Raw genomic sequence first — 6,145 nt, 5'->3', positions numbered from 1 at the left:
CGGCCGATCCGGTTGTGGACAAGCCCGCCACAAGCGGAGAGGCGGCGGCTTCCGCCGCCACCGACACAGAGGCTGCGATCGAAACGGGGGAACCTGAGATATGAAGAAACTGATGGGGGCGGCGTTGCTCGCCGTCGCGGGGATGGCTGGTACCGCACAGGTGGCGCCCGCCATCGCCAAGGAGACGAAGGCCGACGATGGCAAGGGGACAAAAAAGGTCATCCCGACTCCGCCAGACGGTAAAGGGCAGATAGTGTTCTATCGGCCGGGCGGCATGGGCTTTGCTCTTGGCTGCGGCGTAAATGAAAATGGCGAACGCCTCAGCGCTCTGGGCGCAGGCAAATATTTCATTCTGCCCGTCGATCCGGGTTCGCACAGCTATACGGTCAAGAGCGAAGCGACCGATCTGCTGACGTTGGAGGTCGAGCCCGGCGAAACCTATTATGTGAAGTGCAAAATCAAGATGGGGATCATGGTCGGCCGCCCGAACATCGCTCCCTCGACGCAAGAGGAGTTCGACAAGGACAGCCACAAGCTGAAATATGTCGATGGCGACGATGTCGGCCCGAAGGTTCTGCCGAACCCCGATGTCGAGGCCGCGAAGACCGAATAGGCCGCGCACTGCGGCAGAAGGAACGGCCCCGCATCGCGATGTGGGGCCGTTTTTGGTGGAGGTGACAACCCCCTCCCCCCTCGTTACAAATCCTGCGTGAAGCAGCAGGGACTCGCGGGCTTATGACGGGCACCGCTGCAACGACAGGATGCCGAGGGGTCGCCGGCAGGATCTGGGGCCGCACCATGACGGTGCGCGGCTTGAGTGGGGGCGACACGCATGAAAAAAGCATCCGACCTTTTCATCGAATGTCTGGAGGAAGAAGGCGTCGAATATATTTTCGGCGTGCCGGGCGAGGAAAATCTCGATTTCCTCGACAGCCTGTCGCGGTCGAAGAAGATCAAGCTGATCCTGACGCGTCACGAACAGGGCGCGGGCTTCATGGCCGCGACCTATGGCCGGCATACGGGTAAAACCGGCGTCTGCCTGGCGACGCTTGGCCCCGGCGCGACCAACTTTGTCACGGCGGCCGCCTATGCCCAGCTCGGCGGGATGCCGATGATGATGATTACGGGGCAAAAGCCGATCAAGAAATCGAAACAGGGGCGCTTCCAGATCCTCGACGTCGTCGCGATGATGTCGCCGATCACCAAATATACGCACCAGATGGCGTCGTCGGACAATATCCCCAGCCGCGTGCGCGAGGCCTTTCGACTCGCGGAGGAAGAAAAGCCCGGCGCGGTGCATATCGAGCTGCCCGAAGATATCGCCGACGAACATACCGATTCGACGCCGCTGAAGCGCAGCCATTCGCGCCGCCCGAACGCCGACGCCAAATCGATCCGCGAGGCGGTGAAGGCGCTCGAAAAGGCGAAATCGCCCGTGCTGGTGATCGGCGCGGGGGCGAACCGCACGATGACCAGCCGGATGCTGCTGCAGTTCATCGAAAAGACCGGCATCCCCTTTCTGACGACGCAACTCGGCAAGGGCGTGATCGACGAGCGGCACCCGCGATTCCTGGGCTGTGCGGCCTTGTCGGCGGGCGATTTCGTCCACCGCGCGGTCGAAGCGTCGGACTGCATCGTCAACCTGGGGCATGATGTGATCGAAAAGCCGCCCTTCTTCATGCAACGCGGCGGACCGACGGTGATTCATGTGTCGACCAAGACCGCCGAGGTCGATCCCGTCTATTTCCCCGACATCGAGGTGATCGGCGACATCGCCAATGCGGTGTGGCAGATGAAGGAGGACATCGTTCCCAACGGCGGCTGGACGTTCGACCATCTGCTCGCCTATCGCCAGGCTGAGGTCGCGCATACGGCGCCGCTCGCCAAAGACGAGCGTTTTCCCATCTTTCCACCCTATCTGGTGCAGCAGATCCGCGACGCGATGCCCGACGACGGCATCATCTGCCTCGACAATGGCGTCTATAAGATATGGTTCGCGCGCGGCTATACCGCGTACAAGCCGAACACCGTGCTGCTCGACAATGCGCTCGCGACGATGGGCGCGGGTCTGCCGAGCGCGATGATGTCGGCGATGCTCTATCCCGACCGCAAGGTGATGGCGATCTGCGGCGACGGCGGCTTCATGATGAACAGCCAGGAGATGGAGACCGCGGTGCGCCTCGGCCTCAATCTTACCGTGCTCATCCTCAACGACAACAGCTATGGCATGATCCGCTGGAAACAGGCCAACATGGGTTTCAAGGATTGGGGCCTGACCTATGGCAACCCCGATTTCGTGCGTTACGCCGAAAGCTATGGCGCGACCGGCCACCGCGTCGAAAGCGCCGCGCATCTGAAGGCGCTGCTCGCGCATTGCCTCGACACGCCGGGCGTGCATCTGATCGACTGTCCGGTCGATTATTCGGAGAACGACCAGATTTTGAACAATGACATCAAGAGGCTGTCGAAAGAGCTTTGACCTGTTGCCCCCTGCACCCCGACGGAAGCCGGGGTCGAGGGCGTCCTTGCGCAGCCCTCGCGCGTTCCAGCCCTGCACCCCGGCTTTCGCGGGGGTACGGAGATTTGCAAAATGAAGCTGAAAGACGTCTATCCGCTCTATCTCAACAACAAGGCGGCGCAGCCGAACAGCGACCTTGTCGTGACCGACAAGTTCACTGGCGAAGTCGCCTTCCGCACGGCGCTGGCGACCCCCGACGTCATCGACGAGGCAATTGCGGGCGCCGTGCGCGCCGCCGAGCCGATGGCGCGGCTCGCGAGCTATGAGAAGCGCGACGTGCTCGCCCATTGCGTCGCGCGTTTTCAGGAACGGTTCGACGAGCTTGCCTATGCGCTGTGCGTCGAGGCAGGCAAGCCCATTGCCGACAGCGAGGGCGAGGTGACCCGCCTGATCGACACCTTCCGCATCGCCGCCGAGGAAGCGACGCGCAATTATGGCGAGGTCCAGCCGCTCGACATTTCGCCGCGCGCGAGAAGCTATATGGGGATGTGGAAGCGCGTGCCGATCGGGCCGTGCAGCTTTATATCGCCGTTCAACTTTCCGCTGAACCTCGCCGCGCACAAGATCGCGCCCGCGATTGCGATGGGCTGCCCCTTTGTGATGAAGCCCGCGTCGCTGACCCCCTTGGGCGCGATCATCATGGGCGAAGTGCTCGCCGAATGCGACGTGCTGCCCGAAGGCGCGTTCAGCATTCTGCCCGCGAGCCGCGACGGCGCCGACCTGTTCACCACCGACGAGCGATTGAAACTGCTCTCCTTTACCGGATCGCCCGGCGTCGGCTGGGATCTGAAGGCCAGGGCGGGCAAGAAAAAGGTGGTGCTCGAACTCGGCGGCAACGCCGCGGTGGTGGTCGACCGCGACGCCGACCTTGATCATGCGCTCGAACGCATCATCTTCGGCGGCTATTACCAGTCGGGGCAAAGCTGCATCCATGTGCAGCGCGCGATCATCCATGCCGATGTTTACGACAGGTTCCGCGATATGCTGACCGCGCGGGTCAGGACGCTGAAATCGGGCGATCCCAAGCATCGCGACACCTTCATCGGCCCGATGATTTCGGAAAAGGAAGCGCGGCGGCTGAAAGGCTGGATCGACGACGCGATCGCCGTGGGCGCGACGCTGCTGGCGGGCGGCGGGTGCAATGGCAATATGCTGGAAGCGACGCTGCTCGAAAATGTCCCCGCCGATACCGATCTGGTGCGCGAGGAGGCCTTTGGCCCGGTCGTCATCCTGTCGCAATTTACTGACTGGGACGCCGCGCTCGCCGAGGTCAACGACAGCAAGTTCGGGCTCCAGGCCGGGCTCTTCACCCGCGACCTGCACAAGGTGCTGGCGGCGTGGGACCATCTCGACGTCGGCGGCGTCGTTGTCAACGACGTCTCCTCCTATCGCGTCGACAACATGCCCTATGGTGGGGTCAAGGACAGCGGGCTCGGCCGCGAAGGCGTGCGCTTTGCGATGGAAGACATGAGCGAAATCAGGAACCTGATCATCCGGCGAACCTGATTGGATCATGGTTGATCCGGCCTGTGTCAAACAGGCAACGTCACCAAAGTGACGTGGAACTTTCTTTAAACTGTCGCGACTTTGATTCGCACGCTGTAACAAAACTCCTGTCTAGGCCGGAGGCAGCCAGAGGCTGCTTACGGAGTGAGACATGGCATCGATCTCGACCCTGCCGATACCCACCCGCTTCGCCGATTCTTTTTCGACCGAACCGCATATTCCCGAACGCGTGATCGGCGAACGGCGGAGCTATCGCACGATATGGGTCAGCGACATCCACTTGGGAACGCGCGGGTGCAACGCGTCGCTGCTGATCGACTTTTTCGATCATGTCGATTGCGAGACGCTCTACCTTGTCGGGGACATCATCGATGGCTGGCGCTTGAAGAAACGCCATTTCTGGCCGCCCGAACATAATGACGTCGTGTGGCGCGTGCTGAAGCGGGCGAAGCGCGGCACCCGCGTCGTCTATGTGCCGGGCAACCATGACGAGATGGTCCGCCCCTTCGACGGCTTTGATTTCGGCGGCGTCGAAATCCGCCGCGAGGCGGTCCACGAAACCGCCGACGGTCGCAAGCTGCTGATCGTCCATGGCGACGAATTCGACGCGGTGATGCTGGCGCACCGCTGGCTCGCCTTCGTCGGCGACGCCGCCTACACCGCGCTGATGAAGTGCAACGTCATGGTCAACTGGGTCCGCCACAAGCTCGGCCTGCCCTATTGGTCGCTGTCGATGGTCGCCAAGCACAAGGTCAAGAATGCGGTCCAGTTCATCGGCCGTTATGAAGAAGTCGTCGCCCATGCCGCGCGCTCGCGCGGGGTCGACGGCGTCGTGTGCGGCCACATCCACAGCGCCGAGATGCGAAAGATCGAGGGCACCGAATATTATAACGACGGCGACTGGGTCGAAGGCTGCACCGCGCTGGTCGAACATCATGACGGCACCATGGAGATCCTGCACTGGGCGAAGGAAGTCGCCGCCCGCAACGCGCCGACCCCGCTCCCGCTGCCCGCCGCGGCATGAGGATATTGATCGTCACCGACGCGTGGGAACCGCAGGTCAACGGCGTCGTCCGCACGCTTCAGGCAACGATCGGAGAGCTTCGCGCGGCGGGGCACGAGGTCGGCGTCATCTCGCCCGACCTGTTCCGGTCGATCCCCTGCCCTTCCTATGCCGAAATCCGCCTTGCCTTTGCCGGGCGGCGGGCGGTGGGACGCCGGATCCGCGCCTTTGCGCCGCAGGCGATCCATATTTCGACCGAAGGGCCGCTGGGCCTTGCCGCGCGGCGCTGGTGCATCGCGAACGGCTTTCCCTTCACCACCGCCTATCATACGCGCTTTCCGGAATATGTCGCGGCGCGGCTGCCCGTCTCTCCCGCCTTCGTCTGGCGTTTCATCCGCTGGTTTCACCGCCCGGCGCGGCACATCATGGTCGCGACGCGCAGCCTGGCGCGCGAACTCGCGGATCAGGGGCTGACGCAGACGATGATGTGGGAACGCGGCGTCGATCATGCGCTGTTCCGCCCCGACCGCGCGCCTCATCCCGCCTATGCCAGCCTCGCGCGCCCGATCCAGCTTTATGTCGGGCGGGTGGCGGTCGAGAAGAATATCGGCGCTTTCCTCGATTGTGATCGACCGGGAACGAAAGTCGTCGTCGGCGACGGTCCCGCGCTCGCCGAACTGAAAGCCCGCCATCCCGACGCGCTGTTCCTTGGCAAGCTCGGCGGCGAGACGCTTGCGTCGGCCTATGCGGGGGCCGATGTGTTCGTCTTTCCAAGCCGCACCGACACCTTTGGCCTTGTCGTGATCGAGGCTTTAAGCTGCGGAACGCCGGTCGCTGCCTATCCGGTTCCGGGGCCGGGCGACATCGTCACCGACGACGCCGGCGCGCTCGACGAAGACCTCGGCCGCGCAATCGACGGCGCGCTGACGCGCGACCGCAAGGACGCCGCCGCGCTCGGCGCGCGATACAGCTGGGCAAGCTGCACCGCGCAGTTTGCGCGCGCCCTGTCCTTCGTTCCCACGGACACCGTGTCGGAGACCGCGATCAGGACGACAGACGTCGCAGCCTAGGCCGTAAACTCATAAACGGCCTTGCGGGAAGGCCGCCGGATTGATTCA

At 63.2% G+C, this 6,145-nt stretch carries 5 protein-coding genes; all 5 read left to right on the top strand.

Annotation, left to right across the window (positions count from 1 at the left end; translation table 11 throughout):
- Positions 1 to 100 precede the first annotated feature (100 nt).
- Positions 101 to 613 (top strand): DUF2846 domain-containing protein, encoded by a 513-nt coding sequence (locus HUW43_RS11325; protein WP_188237511.1) that lies wholly within the window; start codon positions 101 to 103, stop codon positions 611 to 613.
- 219 nt (positions 614 to 832) lie between these two features.
- On the top strand, positions 833 to 2,479 hold the full coding sequence (locus HUW43_RS11320) for an acetolactate synthase large subunit (protein WP_188237510.1): 1,647 nt from the start codon (positions 833 to 835) through the stop codon (positions 2,477 to 2,479).
- A 111-nt stretch (positions 2,480 to 2,590) separates the two neighbouring features.
- Positions 2,591 to 4,024 (top strand): aldehyde dehydrogenase family protein, encoded by a 1,434-nt coding sequence (locus HUW43_RS11315; RefSeq protein ID WP_188237509.1) that lies wholly within the window; start codon positions 2,591 to 2,593, stop codon positions 4,022 to 4,024.
- 151 nt (positions 4,025 to 4,175) lie between these two features.
- Positions 4,176 to 5,048, top strand: coding sequence for a UDP-2,3-diacylglucosamine diphosphatase (locus HUW43_RS11310; RefSeq protein ID WP_188237508.1), 873 nt, complete (start codon positions 4,176 to 4,178; stop codon positions 5,046 to 5,048).
- On the top strand, positions 5,045 to 6,097 hold the full coding sequence (locus tag HUW43_RS11305) for a glycosyltransferase family 4 protein (protein WP_188237507.1): 1,053 nt from the start codon (positions 5,045 to 5,047) through the stop codon (positions 6,095 to 6,097). The genes HUW43_RS11310 and HUW43_RS11305 overlap by 4 nt, the downstream gene beginning before the upstream one ends.
- Positions 6,098 to 6,145 lie beyond the last annotated feature (48 nt).

The organism is Sphingopyxis sp. LK2115, assembly GCF_014595975.1.
Classification (GTDB): Bacteria; Pseudomonadota; Alphaproteobacteria; order Sphingomonadales; family Sphingomonadaceae; genus Sphingopyxis.
This window is presented reverse-complemented; position numbering and strand designations above follow the sequence as displayed.